This is a genomic window from Okeania sp. KiyG1, from assembly GCF_014132355.1.
GTDB lineage: Bacteria > Cyanobacteriota > Cyanobacteriia > Cyanobacteriales > Microcoleaceae > Okeania.
The window spans coordinates 15,249-33,355 of the sequence record NZ_BLZO01000061.1 but is presented as its reverse complement, the minus strand read 5'-3'; the positions used below and the strand labels follow the sequence as shown (position 1 = coordinate 33,355).

Annotated in this window: 12 protein-coding genes and 1 pseudogene; 6 read left to right on the top strand and 7 right to left on the bottom strand. The window is 37.1% G+C overall.

Annotation, left to right across the window (positions count from 1 at the left end; all coding sequences use genetic code 11):
• The first annotated feature begins 517 nt into the window (after window positions 1-517).
• The gene (secF, locus tag SAGCYANO_RS12705; RefSeq protein WP_202220418.1) at window positions 518-1,504 is read left to right on the top strand and encodes a protein translocase subunit SecF; all 987 of its coding nucleotides are present in this window, start codon (window positions 518-520) and stop codon (window positions 1,502-1,504) included.
• Between the two features lie 429 nt (window positions 1,505-1,933).
• Entirely contained in the window at window positions 1,934-2,320 is a 387-nt protein-coding gene (locus tag SAGCYANO_RS12700; protein ID WP_202220417.1) for a hypothetical protein, read from the top strand.
• 139 nt (window positions 2,321-2,459) lie between these two features.
• Here SAGCYANO_RS12700 and SAGCYANO_RS12695 read toward each other — a convergent pair whose 3' ends face one another.
• Complete coding sequence (locus tag SAGCYANO_RS12695) at window positions 2,460-2,663, bottom strand: hypothetical protein (RefSeq protein ID WP_237396117.1); 204 nt, start codon at window positions 2,661-2,663, stop codon at window positions 2,460-2,462.
• A gap of 1,719 nt (window positions 2,664-4,382) precedes the next feature.
• On the opposite strand from SAGCYANO_RS12695, the gene SAGCYANO_RS12690 reads away from it, so the two are divergent.
• Both SAGCYANO_RS12690 and rpoD read left to right on the top strand, forming a co-directional pair.
• Complete coding sequence (locus SAGCYANO_RS12690) at window positions 4,383-4,964, top strand: M23 family metallopeptidase (RefSeq protein ID WP_202220415.1); 582 nt, start codon at window positions 4,383-4,385, stop codon at window positions 4,962-4,964.
• Between the two features lie 2,265 nt (window positions 4,965-7,229).
• A complete protein-coding gene (rpoD, locus tag SAGCYANO_RS12685; RefSeq protein WP_202220414.1) occupies window positions 7,230-8,396 on the top strand; it encodes an RNA polymerase sigma factor RpoD in 1,167 nt (388 codons plus the stop codon).
• 1,016 nt (window positions 8,397-9,412) lie between these two features.
• Here the strand turns inward: rpoD and SAGCYANO_RS12675 are convergent.
• From SAGCYANO_RS12675 to SAGCYANO_RS12665, 3 genes are all read right to left on the bottom strand, one after another.
• Window positions 9,413-9,997: a DJ-1/PfpI family protein gene (locus SAGCYANO_RS12675; RefSeq protein WP_202220412.1), complete on the bottom strand. Its 585-nt coding sequence runs from the start codon at window positions 9,995-9,997 to the stop codon at window positions 9,413-9,415.
• Between the two features lie 987 nt (window positions 9,998-10,984).
• Window positions 10,985-11,707 (bottom strand): matrixin family metalloprotease, encoded by a 723-nt coding sequence (locus SAGCYANO_RS12670; RefSeq protein WP_237396116.1) that lies wholly within the window; start codon window positions 11,705-11,707, stop codon window positions 10,985-10,987.
• A 131-nt stretch (window positions 11,708-11,838) separates the two neighbouring features.
• Entirely contained in the window at window positions 11,839-15,420 is a 3,582-nt protein-coding gene (locus SAGCYANO_RS12665; protein WP_237396115.1) for an NB-ARC domain-containing protein, read from the bottom strand.
• Window positions 15,421-15,545: 125 nt separating this feature from the next.
• Between SAGCYANO_RS12665 and SAGCYANO_RS47525 the strand changes: the two genes are divergently transcribed.
• Window positions 15,546-15,677, top strand: a complete 132-nt coding sequence (locus tag SAGCYANO_RS47525; protein WP_255502554.1) for a hypothetical protein — start codon at window positions 15,546-15,548, stop codon at window positions 15,675-15,677.
• 125 nt (window positions 15,678-15,802) lie between these two features.
• Here the strand turns inward: SAGCYANO_RS47525 and SAGCYANO_RS12660 are convergent, their stop codons facing one another.
• Together SAGCYANO_RS12660 and SAGCYANO_RS12655 are read right to left on the bottom strand one after the other, a co-directional pair.
• Window positions 15,803-16,564 carry an IS4 family transposase gene (locus tag SAGCYANO_RS12660; RefSeq protein ID WP_202220410.1) on the bottom strand — a complete coding sequence of 254 codons (762 nt, stop codon included), beginning with the start codon at window positions 16,562-16,564 and terminating at the stop codon, window positions 15,803-15,805.
• Entirely contained in the window at window positions 16,512-16,904 is a 393-nt protein-coding gene (locus SAGCYANO_RS12655; protein ID WP_237396113.1) for a hypothetical protein, read from the bottom strand. Before SAGCYANO_RS12655 ends, SAGCYANO_RS12660 begins: the two co-directional genes overlap by 53 nt.
• Before the next feature lie 69 nt (window positions 16,905-16,973).
• Here SAGCYANO_RS12655 and SAGCYANO_RS12650 point away from each other — a divergent pair, with 69 nt between their 5' ends.
• A complete protein-coding gene (locus SAGCYANO_RS12650; RefSeq protein ID WP_202220409.1) occupies window positions 16,974-17,114 on the top strand; it encodes a hypothetical protein in 141 nt (46 codons plus the stop codon).
• Between the two features lie 473 nt (window positions 17,115-17,587).
• Here SAGCYANO_RS12650 and SAGCYANO_RS44640 read toward each other — a convergent pair.
• Window positions 17,588-17,737: pseudogene (locus SAGCYANO_RS44640) on the bottom strand (UPF0175 family protein); the annotation flags it as partial.
• Window positions 17,738-18,107 lie beyond the last annotated feature (370 nt).

Here is an 18,107-nt window from a genome sequence, read left to right as displayed (position 1 = left end):
TGAGCTATTTCTCGATCGCCTATTCTATAAAATCAGTTATATAGCACTACAAGAATTGGACGGGGACATTTTTCAATCCTAAAACCCTTTTACCGAAAAATTGTGGTGTAAAGCCTCCCCTTTTAAAGGCATAATAAAGAAAAATTTTTATGATTAGTCAATCCTATCTGTTTTAAAGGAGAGGTGATTATTAATTAGGGCTTGCTGATTAAATATCGCGCCCATTGACTGATATTGGTTAAAGCATTTTTTGGTCTAAAAAAGTACCAGCTTTGGAATGGAAAAAGCTCATGCATGGAGCGTATTTTGGGATGATTATGGCAGAAAAATTGAGAGACAATTGTTACTCCTACCTCCTCTTTCATTCCCATTTCTCCAGTATAGCTGTCTCCAGTATAGCTGTCTCCTACCCCAGCAAAAAGACTTTCCATAAGCAAACCCTAATTATTAATTATTAATTATTAATTGTTGAAAGTTCCCTATTCCCTAGCGCGTAGCGCTATAAAATCAGTAAAAAATGAAAATAAGTGTTATTGAAAAGCGATCGCTATGGTGGACAATTTCAGGAGCCATCATCATTAGTGGTTTAATTTCCATGGTGATTTCTTGGACTAGGCCAGATATTGCAGCTCCTTTACGTCCAAGTTTAGATTTTGTTGGTGGTACTCGCCTGCAACTCGAACTAGATTGCAATATGCCCAACAGTTGTAATGAAGCTATTAACGTTGCTGCTGTTAGAGAAATAATGAGCAATCAAGATTTAGGTAATAGCAAGATTCAAGTTGTAGGAGAAGAAAGACAAGCTCTTGACATACGCACCAAAACTCTAGATGTTGATAATAGAACTCAATTAATCGCTGCTTTAAGTTCAGAGTTTGGTGAATTCGATCCAAGTTCCACACAAATTGATACTGTTGGCCCTACTTTGGGACGACAAATTTTTACTTCTGGGATATCAGCTCTCCTGGTTGCTTTCTTGGCCATTACTGTCTATCTAACTTTTAGATTCCAGTTGGACTATGCAGTATTTGCTTTTGTCGCTCTATTCCATGACATATTGGTGACGGTGGGCATTTTTTCAATAATTAGTTTAGTAGTTGGTGTTGAGGTAGATAGTTTATTCTTGGTTGCTCTACTAACTATTATTGGATTTTCTGTTAACGATACTGTAGTAATTTATGACCGAGTTAGGGAAGTAATTAAGCGCTATCCAGGAGAGTCAATAGATCGTATTGTTGATGATGCAGTCAATCAAACTTTGACCAGATCGATTAATACAACTGTGACTACTTTATTACCATTAGTAGGCATTCTTCTATTTGGTGGTGAAACTTTAAAGTATTTTGCTTTAGCTTTAATTATTGGTTTTATTGCAGGTTCTTATTCTAGTATTTTTATTGCTAGTACTCTTTTAGCTTGGTGGCGTGAGCGTATTGGTCAATCTATCCCTAACCCAATAGTAGAAAATTTGCAATTAGTAGAAGACCAAGAAAATACTATTTAAAAATATTTAAAAATAACTATGGAAAATGATACAGCAGATTTCAGACTAATGTGGTACAACTGACGGGGTCATTTCAGTTATCAGTTATCAGTTATCAGTTATCATTACCTCTACCTGAAGTCAGAGGCTTGAAATATTGAATTTTATTTTTTTATCCCCTTGAAAGGGGAGGCTTGAGACCTGATTTTTTGGTCAATATTTTGTGCTTGTTCACTATACTAATTCCCATCTTCCCTACTATGTAGGGACGTTGCATCCAACGTCCCTACTAAAACTATCAACATAGTCACCTCATAAAGCGCGGAAACTGCTGTAATTTGAAAGAAAATTATCATACTTAATTCTTCCCGAACGACAAAGTTTTGTCATAGTCTTTAATTAGATTGGTATATCATAAAAGTTTTTCCTCTTGCTTATTTCTTATTCAAAATGAACAAAGATGATCCAGTATTAAAGGTACGAGTCGAAAGACTTTACAGACTAATCATCTATGTTAGATGGCTGATAGTTGGGTTGCTCTGGATAAGTATTGGTTTCCTAAGTCTCTGGAGTTTACGCAGAGAAATTTCTTTGTGGGCAGAGCATTTTACTTGGATTGCTGTACGTTACGCTTTGATTTATCATAGGTTAGCGGCACTTGGTTTAGGTTTGTGTATTGGTATGACAACTGCTGTTTTAGTTTGGCAAAGTAAACATATTCTTTGGGGTTTATCTCCTGAAGAACAAAAGCGTTTAGAAGAACAAGTATGTCAGATTAGTGCTCAAGGACCTACTAATATTTTGTGGAAGTGGGTAATTAAAGATAACTCAAATTAATTCAGATTAGGGACTTTAATTGACATCCTTCCGACGCTCCTCTACGGGAGAGCGCGGGATTCCCATCCGTCAATCAAACAGAATAAGCTGCCTGAAGGATTCCGGGTGGGTAGACGATTCACTGAAAATTGCTGGTTTTTTACGACCAGTCTGATATTTTCTCCTCGTCTTGTTTAACGTTTCCGAATGCCCTCCAGCGACTGAGCGCAAAAAGTGATAGTTGTACAGGATTTTCTGCTACTGCTTCTTTAGCTGTTTTCACCTTGGTTTTCGGTTGTAATGATGTCTGGCCAGATGTCACTACTTCTAAAACCCACATTCCGTATGACAAAATGTAGTACATAAAGAGGGGAAAACTTGAGTAAGTATTTAGACTTATAGTATGAGGTAGGAGGCGATGTAGCTGCCGCACTTGCTCCGCCAACGCAAATCAAGAGGTTAACGATCAATCCCTACCCTGATTTTTTCTGGAATGATATTGACTAAAAAGTCTATTGTAAAAGGGTTTTAACCAGGGTAAACCCATCTAAATTCTGGAACCTTCTGCCGTTAAGCTTCAGAGAATTAATGAGTATAAATATTCACAAGCTTGACATCCTTGTCCTGTCAGAACTTCAAAATAAGATGGGTTTGCCCTGGGGTTTTAACTTGTTTGTTATTCCTGCTGTACTCCATGAATGCTTTTGAGAATGATATTAGTTGCCGGAAGCCACCAGTAGACATTTCCAAGAATTGCCAAAGTCCTTCTATCACTAGAGCGATCGCGTCTTAATAATTGCCCAGCGGTTAATTATACTATCTATTATTCAATCCTTGATTATTTTAGCCCTCTACCTGTTTTCATCTCAAGTTTCTTAACTGAGTAGATAGTATCTTTGACAACTTCGAGGAAAAAACTTTAATAATTCGCCCACGCTCATAAGTTAGATTAGATATGCTCTTAACTCCAGAATTAATCAATTCATTTATTGACTGAAAACATTGAAATATCCAATCGTTTTGTTGGTCTATTAGTAGGACGACCTAATTGATTTTTTACCGAAAAATTGTGGGTATGCGCCTCCCCTTGATCGGGGATAATAAGCGGTCGTTTGCGGAGCAGTCCGTTAGGATGGGATGGCTCCGAAACCTGCGCCATATCCAATGGACCAAGAGAAGAAAAATTTTCATCTCTTTGTCAATCCTCTTGTTTCAAGGAGAGGTAATTATTCATTATTCATTATTCATTATTCATTGTTGAAAGTAGATTTAGTCCGATTTAAAGTTTGACGTAATTGAAGCTGGCCTAAAGTATAGATGTCAAACAAGAGTTGGTTATTTACTAAAACTAAAAAGTCGGGCAAACCTTCCGACCTATTGCCTCTAGCATGATTAACTTTTGCCTAAAAGCTGCCAGTTTGTTGGAGCAACTCAAATGAAATTACTGTATAACAAACAATTTTTGATCCAGAAAACAAAAGTAACAGGTTATAGAAGGAAAAGTTTCAAGCTTATTATGTATGTTTTGAATATTTTACAAATGATGGAGGATTGCTAATATATATAGAAATAAAGTCTAAAAATTTATATTTTTTACTCTCAATATCTGGAATTTAGCAGATACAGAATGAAGAATTTTATATCAAACTAAAAAAACACCAAAATCAATTAATCTTCTTCTTTAAATTCTACGGTTAGAATATGTTTCAAAACTATTCATTACTATTCATTTATCCATTGGTACATAGTTTGCTTCTATTTACCTTGAGGAAGGAATAGAATAATCTATAAGTTTTTGATACATCAAGATAATTTTTTGAAAATCATCTTGATTTTTGTCCAACCGTATTGTCTTTTAATTCCCAATTGATTGTAATAATAAAAATTAAATTATGCAATTTTTTCAAAAAATCTCTGCTCAAATTAAAACATAATAAAATATCTAAAAATTCAAGAATACACGCTCAATTACCATTTTTTTGATAATTAAACAACTTGCCTTTCACGCAAAGATAATCGCCATGCTGGCAGTATTAAAAATTTTCTAGTTTTTTTGATCTTTATATCTTTGATCTATATAACAGTGTTAGCTCCTTTCGTAAAAACAGGAGTCAAAATTTTCGAGCAAACTATAAAAAAAATTGACATTGTTCAAGAATGGGTACAAGATAACTTCCACAAAATTAGTCCATTGTTTCCCCCATACTATGGCAAATCCGCTCGGTTTCTCCCTTATGTAGTTCATACACCCTATTTTATTGATGATACTCCTCCTGGAGCTTACGATTTTACTCTAGAGCAAAATGGTAAATTAAAAATTCCCATTCCAGCGCCCTGTCAAGGAACTATCCGTAGAACTAGATTTCAAGGCAAAAATGGAAGTTTTACCACCGCCCATGGTGCAGGTCAGATAGTTGAACTTATGTGTGATGGGACTAATTATTATTGGTTGATGGGCCATTTAGTTCAAGGTTCTCCACCAAGAACAGGAACAAGAATTAAGAAAGGACAATCAATTGGTATTCAAGGACTTACAGGAAGAACTTCTGGTTATCATGTTCATGCTCAGATTCACTATCATAGTGGGCAAAGAATTACTAACAGAAAGATTACTCGCCCTTTTGTTGAAAACTACATCAAATTTTTGAGAAAAGGTTCTTATTGATAATAAATCTGCAAATATGAGAAAGACATACTTAAATTAATAAATCTTAATAAATATCAATTTCTGGTAAAAATTGTAGTTTGTTACTTTATTTATGTTTAGCAGTTAATATTAACTATCTTCATATTCAGCCCTTGCACTGAATTGATTTCACATTTTCTATTTTCAAAATCTTAATATTGTTTTTACAAAAGTTGACTCATAAATCTCAATGGTAACTGTTTAACATCAAAAATTTAATTTCTCTTAACGTAATATTTAATCCTAATTGATCAAGTTTGAGATAACTTAAATATAAGGAGTATCTGTTATAATACCGGGTATGGGAAGATTTGATATAGTCATTGATTTAAAGGATAAGTATTATTGAGAGTAGCAAAATATCTAAGTTTAGAGATTTTCAGATTATGAAGTCTACCTTGAGAGTTTTTTGTTCACAGGTTAGCTCCAAAGTTACAATAAAACAATTAACAAATTACAAATATAGAAATTATTTGGTATTATCTCAAGATTGACACCAAAGTGTGAGAATTAAGATGAAAATTAAAATAATTAATTAACCTGTGTTAGATTACAGAAGAATAGATATGTAATAACCATAACTATAAAAAATCATAAGTATGAGGATAATATAAGAGTGACTTTTGCTCGAATTAAGTTGTTAAACTGGGAAGTACTCAGTTTTTCCCTAACTAATTAGATTTAAACTATGGCGGATAGAGTAAAATTAATTATAATAATGTAGGAATCAGTAAGAATACCGATAGCCAAGTCTTGAAAATATGAACTATCCACAGCTTGGCAAAAATTTTATCTATAGTTAAAATTAAGTTCTATGTATGAAAAAACTAGCAATATTTCTCTAAATTCAACATGATAAATAGTGGAGGTAATTAATGTATAAATTATTGCTAGCATGAAACTAATAAAAATATTCACCTAGAAATCTTAGCAAAAACCCTAAGATGAACAGGAGATGTAATAGCAAGAGTAAATGCGAAGAAAAAAAGGAGGTATAATAGAAAAAAATAATAGCTATAGTTAGTCCCTTTCTGGGATAGAGTAAAAAGTTTATGGTTAGCATATTATTTTTCATCTGTTAGATTAGAAATGAAAACCCTCATCTAAATTCTTAACTCTAAAGTGGGGATGGAAAGGGGGATAACTATGAAGTACACCCTTCATGTCTAAATAGTTGTCATTTTTAATAATGGGTAGCTGATGAATTAACTAGCTATCAGCTTTTAGCAGCTTTGGGTTAAAATCCCTAGCTTCTATCTATAAAGCTGGATGGTTGAGGAGGGGTTAAAATCTCCCGATCAACGTAAAAAAAAATGATTGTTGAGTGCTGACCGCTTCTTGAATTTGAGATTAGCTGCGTCTGTTTCCTTTAATTGTTAATAGGCTGAAAGCTTTAGCACCAACCGCCAGAAGCCCCGGGCTATATCCTTCCGGATTAGCGACGGGATGAATGGTGGGCCAAATGCTGGTAAAATAAATGATGTAGGTAAAGTTATTTCAAGAGCGCTCGCGCCGCCTACAAAATAAACCTAGACAACTGAAGGTGCGGGGTTTTACAAGGAATTGTGTATTCAAAGTACAGCTTGATTGTATGTAAAACTTTCACCGAAAGTAGGTAGAGCGAGAAATTAATCTCTACTCCTTCTGTGGTGGGGCAGCATGGGGAAGTAAAACTAAAGTTTCTCCTGCGGAGCCGCTGCGCGAACGTGAAATGTCCGACGGGTTGCCGGGAGTCAACGAGAAGCCCGCGCTATAGCTCGCAAGAGTTTAGCGACGGGAGCTGTCACTAAGTAAAAACTCTCATCTAATTCCCATTTTAACATTTTTTGCGAACAGTCTCACAAGCTAACTAAATATGGGAATATATTATGCTCGGCAATTATTTTTTAAAGCGAGGAACGGAGCAACAAGGATTGATCCTGTGGCGTAGTATCTACTTAGAATCCCCGTGACTTGAGTCCAGGGAGTAGTCAAAAAACAGTTTAGTGAGGAGAAAGAAAATGATGTTGGCATGACTACCAGCCAGAATCTGACACTCTAAATACGAGGGAAAAAAGTTCAATATTAATAAAGTAAGCCCTGAATAAATAAATATTTATTCAAAGCTTACCTAGGGAACTGCTTAATTTTCCAGAACAAACATAAACCATACAGGTTTGGTCACTAGCTATACTGTCTTCAGATAGACAGAAAACTTCTGTAAAGTAATTTATTCTTCAATTAAAGGAGCATGAGGAACGCGACATGATCCAGACTAACAACGTAATCGAACCCACCATTCAGCCTGAGCTAGATCCTAGCGAATTGTTTCCGCAAACCCCAGCCAGACAACCAGATAATGAGTTAGAAATCTTAATTACAGAGAGAGAAGGATATACAGATGCTCAGTCTGATGAGAACTACCTGAAGTCTGGTAAAGTTGCTAAGTCTCGTACTAAGACTGCGGCTGCGGGCAAAAAAAAGCATTACACTGAAGATTCTATTCGTCTTTATCTACAAGAAATAGGACGAATTAGGCTATTAAGAGCTGATGAAGAAATCGAACTAGCGCGTAAAATTGCAGATTTACTGGAATTGGAGCGAATTCGAGAAGAACTAATGTACCATTTAGACCGGGAACCACAAGTTAGTGAGTGGGCTGATGCTGTAGACATGGAATTGTTAAAGTTTAAGCGTCGCTTAATACTTGGACGTAGAGCTAAAGAAAAAATGGTACAGTCTAACCTACGTCTAGTGGTCTCGATCGCCAAAAAGTACATGAACCGAGGTTTGTCATTCCAAGATTTGATTCAAGAAGGTAGTTTGGGATTAATTCGAGCTGCAGAAAAATTTGACCATGAAAAGGGGTATAAATTTAGTACTTATGCAACTTGGTGGATTCGTCAAGCTATTACCAGAGCGATCGCAGACCAATCTCGAACTATTCGTCTACCAGTTCATCTGTATGAAACTATATCTCGGATTAAGAAAACGACCAAACTTCTTTCTCAAGAAATGGGTCGCAAACCCACAGAAGAAGAAATAGCAACTCACATGGAAATGACCATTGAAAAGTTGCGTTTTATTGCTAAGTCAGCTCAACTGCCAATATCTCTGGAAACTCCGATCGGAAAAGAAGAAGATTCTCGACTGGGAGATTTTATTGAGTCAGATGGGGAAACTCCTGAAGACCAAGTATCCAAAAATTTACTACGAGAAGATTTGGAAAGTGTTTTAAATAGTTTAAGTCCACGAGAAAGGGATGTATTACGCTTACGATATGGTTTGGATGATGGTCGGATGAAAACTTTAGAAGAAATTGGTCAAATATTTAATGTGACTCGCGAGCGAATTCGACAAATTGAAGCAAAAGCTCTCAGGAAGTTACGACATCCAAATCGTAATAGTATCCTCAAGGAATATATCCGCTAGAGAAGTTAGGAAATTAGTTGGTTATCTATTATAGCAGTTTCCGCGCGTTATGAGGTACACCCATCGCGGGCAAGATGCCCGCACTTGCATTCATTACCGAAAAGCGACGTTGAGAGCAAGCGTGTTTTAACCGGGGGATGAAAACAAACGAGTCGTTTAGACAAGACTTCTTTAGTTGTTCTGTGCTATTATTAAATACAATAACTTTTCGGTCTGCCCGTTTCAAATTTAGATGGTAACAATCTACCTAAATTATGGTGAAAAACCCAATGATTGGAAACCGTCAGGACAAAGAATAAAGCGTGGTTTGTATAGAACCGATAATAATTGGTGTGTTAATGCAGGCTTTAATGGGGCTGCAAATATAATCACAAAAGTAAGCAGAAAGCAGTAGGGGCGTTAACGATAGTTATGCGAAGCAAACGGCCGTTCGCCCCTACTTAAGCCGACTGTGTAGGGGCACTTTGACTTGTCCCCAGAGAGTGTATCTTTGGTCAGCGCTCGAAAAAACGAAGCAACATGGATTTATCGGTGTTGCGTAGTATCAACTTAGAATCCCTGTGACTTAAGTCCGGGGAGTAGTCAAAACTGCTAATCTCTGTACTTCTTATGCATTGAAAAATGTCCGCGCCCAATTCTTGTAGTGCTGGCGTTGCTGATTCTGGGTATGATGCAAGTCCCCCTAACCCCCCAACTTTGGGGGGAATAAAACTCTAAAAGTCCCCCGTTTTATCCCCTCCCGTCCCCCGCAGGATCGGGGGAAGCCAGATGTTGCTGCGCTTTTTGTTGAATGGGGGACCAGCGGGGGCTTACCAGAACCAAACAATCGCGCATTCATACTTCAATTCAGCAACGCCCTTGTAGTGCTATACTTACTTTTCTGAGTATAGACCATTTGTAGGGGTTAACGGCTGTATGTGGTAGTTATGCGTAAGTCTTGATATGTTGATAATTCTATAATTACTTCAATCTCCCCCCACTCCCCTACTCCTCACCCCCAACTATATAATAAGTATTTAACCGAACATAATCTTAGTTCCCAAAACTTGCAGAAATGCTGCTAACCATTGGGGATGAGCAGGCCATGCAGGAGCTGTAACTAAGTTATCATCAACTACTACTTGGTCTGCAGCTACTTCTACATATTTACCACCTGCTCTCAAAACATCAGGACTACAAGCTGGATAAGCAGTGCAACGCTTTCCTTCTAAAACGCCAGCAGCAGCTAGCACTTGTAGACCATGACAAATAGAAGCGATCGCTTTGTTATGCTCGGCAAAGTGTTGACATATTGTCAAAACCTTGTCATTGAGGCGAATATATTCTGGAGCGCGACCACCAGGAATGACTAGAGCATCATATTTACTAGGGTCTATGTCATCGAAGGTAGCATTTAAAGTAAAGTTGTGACCTGGTTTTTCGCTATAGGTCTGGTCGCCTTCAAAGTCGTGAATAGCGGTTTTGATAGTTTGACCGGAAGTTTTGTCAGGGCAAACAGCGTGTACTGTGTGACCAACCATTTGTAATGCTTGAAAAGGTACCATTACTTCATAGTCTTCTACATAGTCGCCTACCAACATCAGAATTTTTTTTGCTGCCATATTTCTAACTCCTCTTAATTATTGATTAATTAAAGCTTTTTCCATTATGAATTTTACCGAAAAATTCAGGTATAAAGCCTCTCCATTCATGGAGAAAAAGCGGTCGAGGGGTGGCGTTTTGCTCCGCAACATATAAAGCGTTTGCGATAGCATTCCGCTAGGAAAGCGGCTCTGATAAGAGCGGGTCCCCTCGCCATATCCATGAGACCAAGAAAGAAAAAATCCTTTGACCCAATCCTCGGCGTTGCTGATTCTGGGTATGATGCAAGCCCCTAGCCCCCAAAATTGGGGGAATAAAACTCTAAAAGTCACCCTTTATCGATCCCCCTCCCGTCCCCCGCAGGATCGGGGGAGGCCAGATGTTGCTTCGCTTTTTGTTGAATGGGGGACCAGCGGGGGCGAAGGCGAGAACCAAACAATCGCGCATTCATACTTCAATTCAGCAAGGCCCAATCCTCTTATACCATTTCTCAAAAAGAATGCTATGTATGATTGGGTGGGACCCACCCTCGCCCCTCCTCCCAGGAGGGAAGTGTGGGAAGTGGGGGAGGTGGGGGAGAGGTTAAAAGTAGGAAAAATCTATACTAACCGACTAATAATTGTCAAAAAAAGACTTTGAATCTTGGTAAATATTTGACTGTTGAAGTATACCTGAAGTATAGCATTACTTTTGGGAATTGGTATTACTTATAATGAAGAGGTAATATCATGTCCGTTAGTATCGGAGGGTGTATAGGGGCAAGGCAACAGCTCCGGAAAACAATAGGCAACAGGGAAATACATTTGGGTTTGCTGCTTCTATTCATGTCAAACACCTTAATGCCTAGGGCTATAAAAGCTAGGGAAATATCTACCATATTTAAGGTTTTTCCAACTTCGGTCTTCCTTCTTCCTTCTTCCTTACTTTAGCTATACAATACCGATGCTACCGGACATGATATAATTCTAAATTCTAAATTCTAAATTCTAAATTCTAAATTCTAAATTCTAAATTCTAAATTCTTGAACCCCTAATCTAGTTGTTTGCAAATAAATCCGTTTCAGAGTATTAATGTCCCTAGCGGAAATAGGAGGAGGTTCTGCCACCTGAGAATAATACATAACATCACTTTTTTCAGGACTATGACCCCAAATACCTAAAGCATGACCGAATTCGTGACGAGCAGCAGCAGGGAGATATTTACCTACTTGCATTGGACTTAACAAAATTATAAAACTCTGAGATAAAGTTCCGTTCTCATCTCGATGTAGCTGATAGCTAGTCTCCGCAGAACGCGCTCTTAATTTTCCGGGGGTTAAAGGAGGTCGTTTGTTAAAAATTTTGATATCGGCAATTTCTGGGTTGTCTACTATTTGCAAGGGTAAATAAGTATTCCATTCCCAGATAGCATCTATTACAGTATTAGCCCATTGACGAGAGCGAGATACCTTTTGTAAGGAGTCAGGAGTTGATTTAACAGAGCTAGAAAATAGGTTATTTTCTGATTTTTCAGTCTTTTGAGAAGATTCTACATAAACTTTAATGGGAAACTGCGACCAAATTAAATAACCTACATCCTGAACTTCAATGCGATCGAAATAATCACCGCTATTACTGGTGTCATTCCATTGTGCCAAAGTTGGTGGTAAGGGGTAAGTTTTTAGAGGAGGTAAATCTTGAGCATTAACCTCTACATTAGGATTTGAAATCAAAAAATAGAAAGCTAGCATCCAAACAGCAAACCCTAAAAAAAATAAGCGCAAGTAAGTCAATAGTATTCTGTTAACAAACATTATGGAAATCTGTAAAACTTTTCAATATAGTTTCTCTGAGAAAAGGTGGTAACTATGTTGGTATTTTTTTATTTCTCTCTAATAGGTAGAAGAATTAGAAAGGAATTTGAAACAGTCTCTTTTGGTAACCGAAAACCCCACCATCGGAAAACATCTTCAATAGCGATGGCTGTGTTGTTGCTTGCTTTTTCACCTCCTAAAAAAAGGATTGTGGGATTTAATGCTTTTATGTCTGAGATTAAATTAGGGCAAGTCTGAAGAGATAAGGTATAAAGGAGATTTTGCCATAGGGGGTAGAGTTTAGTTTTTGGCATTTGTATCAATTTTTTACTCAAAGCCTTGAGAACACTAGCGCGATATTTCTTACTCTGAATCTGTCGAGCAACAGCTAGAGCTTCTGGTAATAATTCTAGTGTCAATTTTTCAACCAAAGCTCTAAGATATCTAGCACGACTATACTCATCCTGAATCTGTCGAGCAGTAGCTACTGCTTCTGGTAATATTTCTGGTGTCAATTTATTAGTCAAAGCATTGAGAATTTCGGCGCAATATCTATCATCCTGAATCTCTCGAACAGTAGCTAGGGCTTCTGGTAATATTTCTGGGAATTTACCAGCCAAAGTTTTGAGAACTTGGACGCGTTTATACTTATCCTGAATCTGTCGAGCAGCAGCTAGTGCTTCTGGTAATATTTCTGGTAATTTACCAGCCAAATAACTAAGAACTCGACCACGATCTTCCTCAGACTGAATCTGTCGAGCAGCAGCTAGAGCTTCTGGTAATAATTCTGGTGTCAATTTATCACCCAACGAATAACCCAGAGCGTGGGCGCGAAGTGCTTCATCCTGAATTTTTTGAGCAGCAGCTAGAGCTTCTGGTAATAATTCTGGTGTCAAGTTATTAGGTAAGACATCAGAAGCTAGGATCTGATAAAGAGCTAGGAAGTGAAATCTATTATCCTGAATCTGTCGAGTAAAAGCTAGAGCTTCAGGTAATACTTCTGGTGTCAATTTTTTGGCTAAATATCTCATAGCTTCAGCGCGATACCTATCGGACTTAATATCTCTAGCAAAAGCCAGAGCTTCTGGTAAGACTTCTGGTGTCAATTTCTCAACTAAGGTCTTAAGCAATCCGATCCTATATTGGTCGCCATGATCGCCACGATATTTATCAAACTGAATCTGTCGAGCAGCAGCCAGAGCTTCTGGTAATATTTCTGGTAATCTGTTAGCCAATGCTGCAAGAGCTTGAGCGCGAGATAGCTCATCTTGAATCTGTCGGGCTGCAGCCAGAGCTTCTGGTAATATTTCTGGTAATCTATTAGCCAATGCTGCAAGAGCCTTAGCGCGATACATATCAGATTGAATCTGTCGAGCAGCAGCCAGAAGTTCTGGTAATAACTCTGATGTCAATTTATCGGACAATGCTGCAAGAGTCTTGGTGCGATACATATCAGATTGAATTTGTCGAACAGCAGCCAGAAGTTCTGGTAATAATTCTGGTGTCAATTTATCAGACAATTCAGCAAGAGCTTCAGAACGACGTTGCTCAGATTCAATCTGTCGAGCGATCGCTAAAAGTTCTGGTAATATCTCTGGTAATTTATCAGCCAACGGAGCAATACCTCTAGCGCGATAGTGATCGTTGCGAATCTGTCGAACCGTAGCTAGAACTTCTGGTAATAATTCTGGTGTCAATCGCTCGGTTAAAGCATCAATAAGTTGGAGGCGGTTTGTACAATTAGATATCTCTAGAGCAGCAATCAGAAATTCTGGTAATAATTGTGGTATCAATTTGTCAGCAAAGGCAACAAGAACTTGAGTGCGATATTCTTCTCCAGTATGTCGAAGCTTTAGAGCAGTAGCCATAGCTTCTGGTAATATTTCTGGTGTCAATTTATCGGCCAAGGCTATAAGAGCTGGAGTCCGGTCTCTCTCCTTCCGAATCTTTCGAGCCGCAGCCAGTGCTTCTGAAAGAGCCTGATTTTTCAAATTTTCTGGCAAATAATCAACTACTTTTGCCAAATAGTATACTTTATCCCTTGGCTCGGGCTTTTGTAATGCGTAAGCCAAGGCTTGCTCTGGAGAATACATCAAAGGAACCAACAAATCTACTGGTAACTCCGCTGCCAAACTATTAATAGAAGCAGTTACCAAAGCATAACGACACTGCAAACTAACAACTTGAGGCAACTTACCATCATCCGAGTCAATCTCTGCTAACTTCCAAGCACGAGCCACATCATTAATAAAAATCCCCGTTTTTCGCAAATGTTGGCAGGTTTCATACCAACCATGAGCGCCACTTTTCGACTCCTCCGCCAATAACCTATGAATTTCGTCTATTTTACCCGCCTTTTCTAAATGCCAGACTAGATGCTGATGAATATAACCATCATTAGGTAAAGTATGCCAAAGATTATTATCTGTTAACTTCCTGTATTTCTCCAAAAAGATTCCATGAGCCTCAGCCATACCAATACCCAAACCAGAGATACTTTCCCTACGCCTTGGCTTTAGGGGTGCAGTCAACAAATTTCGAGCCAACTCGTGAAATAAGTCATTTAAACGATAAGTAGACTTACCATCAGCTAAAGGAATACCATCTAACAAAAATGCCTTACTCCGCAAATACTCCAATTCATCCCTAGCATCGCTCTCATCATCCATATCCCAGAGTAAAGCCGCCATCCCCTGAGTAATAGTTACATTCTCTGGTAATATTCCCAGCCAAATAAAATTCTCCCGCGTTTTCGGTGTCAGTCGCTTAAGGCTCGAATTTAACAATGCAGTCAAACTCAACTGCTTTAAGCTAGCTTCCTCAGTAACATCCCTCGTTCCTGGCTGATCGAATATTTTTAAGCCCATTTCTTGTAGAATATCTGTCAACAAAATTCTCCAAGAAATATTACCATCCTTGGCTTTTAACCAACTTTCTCGTTTAATGTCTGCCAATAATACTTGCCAAGAAATACCATCCTCAACTTGAGCTGCCGCCAACTCCAACGCTAAAGGCAGATATCTCAGTTTCTTAACCAAAGCCTCTGCTTGTTTTGCTTCCTCTCCTGTAATTTCACGGCCTAACTTTTGACTTAGAAGTTCCATTGACTGGGGTAAAGTCATCACATCCAGACTGTAAGTTTCAGCTTTTAAGAAATCGGCGTTCGCCTTTTCCCTAGTCGTCACCAAAACCTTACAGCGCTTACCTCCCAGATTAAATATTTGAGCATGAGCTGGACTCCGAGCATCATCTACCACCAATAGCACAGATTTGTCATCAAGTAAAGTCCGCAAATGATTAGCAGTGGCCTCCACACTTGTAGGTTTGAAATTATAGTCACCCAATGCTTGCACCCAACCACTTAGCATCGGCAGAATATTAGGTTCTTTACCCAATGTTACCCAGAGAATACCATCAGCAAAATGAGATTGTACGTCGTTATCATAAGCTAAAGCCGTTGCCAGAGTAGACTTACCGACGGCTCCCAAACCGTGGATAGCAGTCACGACAATAGCTTGGGTATCGGATGAATTTGTCAGTAGGCGAGCTTTTAAGTTTTGACTGCATTCCAGGCGGTCTACATAATATCTAGGGAGTGGTGGGGCTTGGAAGATATTAGGTGATAAACCAGGCATATTCTGTTGTGTCATATTATTTTTGGCGTGAAAAATTATATTCTAGCAGAAATTTCTGATAACTGACAACTGATAACTAACAACTGAGAACTGATAACTGATAACTGATAACTGAAATTGCTCACGGGGTGACAAGCTAGTTGAAAGCTATATGTAGAGAAGAATTAGCTGAAAAAGATGAAGAATACTTCAATCAAAAAAGGGAACGCTGGCTTGAGAATAGATGGGGGTGTGTTGCGATCGCAACACCCCACTCCTATGTTGAACAATAGTTCAAGTAAACTTCTAAATAATATTATTAAACAACTTAAAAATTACTTTTATTAATCGATCATTAAGCAGAAATTACGGCTTTATTAAGTAGTGTATTTATAGCTTTAATTCCTCTTCGATAAAATCAGGTTTTATGAGGATTTAGCATCATTAAATCTCCTACTAATTCCCACATAAAATTATCATTTACTATCCAGTTAATACCAGATAATCCGAGATAAAAGTTACTGTGTCTTCTGTATTTTCTTCTTTTTTCATTAGTTCTTGAGATATATTCTTGAATTCTTTTATTTTTGATTTTTTCTCCTGCCAATGAATTAATTGTGTATGAAATAGCTATCAATAAAATTAAATTATTCAACCTTTTTTCGTTAGCTTTTGATGATTCCAGATTATAACCACCAGTTTTATAGTCTTTAAACATGGCCTCAATTCCCATTCTTTGGCTATATACTTTTTTGACTTTCCCTGCTGTGGATAAATTGCTTAAAATATACCATTTTTCTGAAACAGATTTGTGACGATATCTCTGTTTTTCATATATCAGTAAGTTATACATTCCTACTCTCTTTATTTTAGTAATTTTTTGATTCAAAAATAACTTAGTTTCACCGATATTTACCTTTAATTCTGATATATTACAATATTTTTGACCTCGTTTAATCATGGTTGAATTTTTTCGTCTCAATGCAAAATATACGTTATATTTTTGGTATTTTTTCAGCCAATGTGATCGGAAAATACTGTGGAATTCTCTATCTGCTATGAGGACTATTTTGTATTTTTTCAGGAGTTTAAATACCGGACGCATTACTGCTTGTTGCTCTGTTAAATTACTCGAACTTTGATGAGTTAAAAATTTCCAATATATGGGTAATCCTCTCAATTTCGGTCGCTACACTAATCATTAATATATTAGTATTTTGCCACTCAGTTCTATCTAAAATTAATACTAATTCTGAGTTAAAACCGAAGATTTTTTCTACCATAATTTGTACTAAAGGAAACCAAAAAATAGGTAGACTTAATTCATTGATAGTTAAAAATCTTTGTATATGTTTTCGCTTACTTTCAGCTTTAATTGGCAGGGGAAAATAATTAGTTAGTTTTGATATTTGTATAGTTTTGTACCGGGAAATTAGGCATAACAATATTTGTAATGTTATTACTTGAGATTGATTCAATTTTTGTTCAATATGGTCTTGATAAAAGCCTAATATATTCACTTTTTATTCTTTTTTTGTTTCTAATTATCAAACCTTTTTTATCATATTTTTAACTGTTTTCAAGTTTGTTTGAATAAAGAATCAACTTTAGAGGGAGGTGTGGGCGATCGCACCACATCCCCCATCTATTCTCAAGCCAGCATTCCTTTTTTATTGAAGTATTATTCAAGTTTTTCGGCTAATTCTTCTCTACATATAGCTTTCAACTAGCTTGTCACCCCGTGAGCTGAAATTGTCACCCTGTTAGTATTGAGTGATAAACCAGGCATATTTTGTTCTGTCATGTTATTTTCGGGTGAAAAATTATATTTTAGCAGAAAGAAATTTATGAAGATTTAAAAACAATAATTTGACCATATAAGTTAGAGAGTAAATCGAGTAAATGAGATTGGTAAAGATATTGAATAGGTGAAGTATTAACAATAATATTAGGCACGTTTTAGTTCCTCAACTAATTCAGCTACAGTTAGTTGAAAAGTATCGTAAGCATTCAGCCGTCAGCTATCAGCTATCAGCTATGAGTTATTAGCTCATGATCAGCTCAAAAGAGGAATTAGTCTCCAAGGAGAATTAAAACTTATAAAAAAAATGTCTTCAGCTAACCTTAATAATTTCTTGAATATGTTCATGCATCTGTTTGCGCAGCATTCCGTAGGAAATGCTGAATGCTGATAGCTGAATGCTTACAAAGTATCTACACCATAATCAGCTAATTTTGTTAAAAATAGGACTTTGGGAATACCAGCTAAATTTGCAGCAGCACCGGAGGAAAGACGACCTAATTCATAAAGTTTAATAGCGGTAATTAGTTTCATTTCTTGACTAAGTTCTTCAGGGGTTAATTTTCAGGCTAAGGCTGTTTCTTCTGGTATATTAATTGTTAGTTGATACATAGGTAGAATCTATTTTTGTTCAAATATTAATCTAGGAATAATTATGACATAAAATAATCAACTCCAGTATTTTAATCCTCTGGCTTCAGTAGTGGACTTTTGACAACTAATAACTGATAACTGTTTTGTTGCATGAAAGTACCGATAGAACATCCGTTCCACTTATCCAATAGTTATGGATTGCTGATTAAATATGAGAGTATTGACTGATATTGGTTTGAGCAACTTTAAATCCTGAAATGGTGCTAGGTTTTACGTTGAATGAACTCAAAAAGTGAGCATTTTGGAGTAATTGATGTTTTATTCATCT

Coding starts and splice junctions, on each gene's coding strand:
- secF (WP_202220418.1), top strand. CDS start 518: ATGAAAATAAGTGTTATTGAAAAGCGATCGCTATGGTGGACAATTTCA.
- SAGCYANO_RS12700 (WP_202220417.1), top strand. CDS start 1,934: ATGAACAAAGATGATCCAGTATTAAAGGTACGAGTCGAAAGACTTTAC.
- SAGCYANO_RS12695 (WP_237396117.1), bottom strand. CDS start 2,663: ATGTACTACATTTTGTCATACGGAATGTGGGTTTTAGAAGTAGTGACA.
- rpoD (WP_202220414.1), top strand. CDS start 7,230: ATGATCCAGACTAACAACGTAATCGAACCCACCATTCAGCCTGAGCTA.
- SAGCYANO_RS12675 (WP_202220412.1), bottom strand. CDS start 9,997: ATGGCAGCAAAAAAAATTCTGATGTTGGTAGGCGACTATGTAGAAGAC.
- SAGCYANO_RS12670 (WP_237396116.1), bottom strand. CDS start 11,707: ATGCTAGCTTTCTATTTTTTGATTTCAAATCCTAATGTAGAGGTTAAT.
- SAGCYANO_RS12665 (WP_237396115.1), bottom strand. CDS start 15,420: ATGACACAACAGAATATGCCTGGTTTATCACCTAATATCTTCCAAGCC.